Below are 1017 nucleotides of genomic sequence, written 5' to 3'. Positions count from 1 at the left end.
ACGAGTTGGTGCGTGATAGCGGGTGGGACGTGCCGGGCCGCGCGGTCGCTGGTATCAGAGGGGGACGCTGCGGTCGGATACGAGGCCGGCGATGGCGCGGTAGGTGTCGGGCAGCCGATCGCGGCGGTGGGTCCAGCGCATCAGTTGTTTCCAGCGTTTGTGGTCGGCCAGGGAATGCTCGACGGTGATGCGGTCGCTGGAGTGGCCGTGCCGGTCACGTTCCCACTGTTCGAACCGCCCTGGAAGGGCTCCGGGACGGGGCTTTCTCGGTGGTGTCACGGCCTGACCGGGATGGTCGCGGCCCAGGCCCAGGTAGCCGTCATCGAGGAGGACTTCCACCTGATCGAAATGGTCGAAGCAGCCGGTGGCACCCGCCGCGCGAGCGGCGGTAGCGTCGTGCATCCGTCCCGGCCGCAGCGTGTCGGTCCACAGGGTGCGGCCTTTGCCGTCGGCGATGACCGTGGCCTTCATCGTGTTCTGTTTCTTCTTGCCCGACACGAACGCTCGCCTGCCCCCGCGGCCGGCAGCGGGCCGGCGGACCTGCACCTCGGTGGCGTCCAGCCTGAGTTCGACACCCTCGGCCTGCGCGTAGGCGAAGACGTCCTCCAGCGTCCGAAGCCGCAGACCCGGACGCTCGGGAATCGCGCACCCCCGCTCGGCCAGCAGCCGACGGACCTCACCGACGGCGCGCGTGACAGTCGAGCGGTCGACGCCGAACAGGACACCCAAGACCGCGTGTGGCACATCGTGCCGCAGATGAATCAACGTGACCACCAGCCGGTCCACGAACACCATCCGATACCGGGCACCAGCCCCCGGTGCACGCTTCCTCGACCCACCCCGTGCCTGGAACCGTCGTCCCTCAGCCGACGCCGTCCACGGCTGGGCCAGTTCCTCAACCAAACGCGCCAGATGCCCCGCCGAGATGCCCATGAACACCGGATGCGCCAGGACCGCCCGATCGACCATGCCCCTCACGACCAGAGCATGCCCACCCGCTATCACGCACCAACTCGT

The 1017-nt window shown here is 68.8% G+C and carries 1 protein-coding gene; it reads right to left on the bottom strand.

Annotation, left to right across the window (positions count from 1 at the left end):
- Positions 1 to 54 precede the first annotated feature (54 nt).
- The gene (locus ACH4EB_RS38765; protein ID WP_398353248.1) at positions 55 to 969 is read right to left on the bottom strand and encodes a transposase family protein; all 915 of its coding nucleotides are present in this window, start codon (positions 967 to 969) and stop codon (positions 55 to 57) included.
- Positions 970 to 1017: the final 48 nt, after the last annotated feature.

This window comes from Streptomyces sp. NPDC018045 (assembly GCF_044327445.1).
Lineage (GTDB): Bacteria > Actinomycetota > Actinomycetes > Streptomycetales > Streptomycetaceae > Streptomyces.
Note: the sequence above shows the minus strand (reverse complement) of the source record. Positions and strands in the feature narration are given on the sequence as shown.

Bases quoted from the DNA above. Each gene is read 5' to 3' on its own strand.
- ACH4EB_RS38765 (WP_398353248.1), bottom strand. From the start codon at position 969: ATGGTCGATCGGGCGGTCCTGGCGCATCCGGTGTTCATGGGCATCTCG.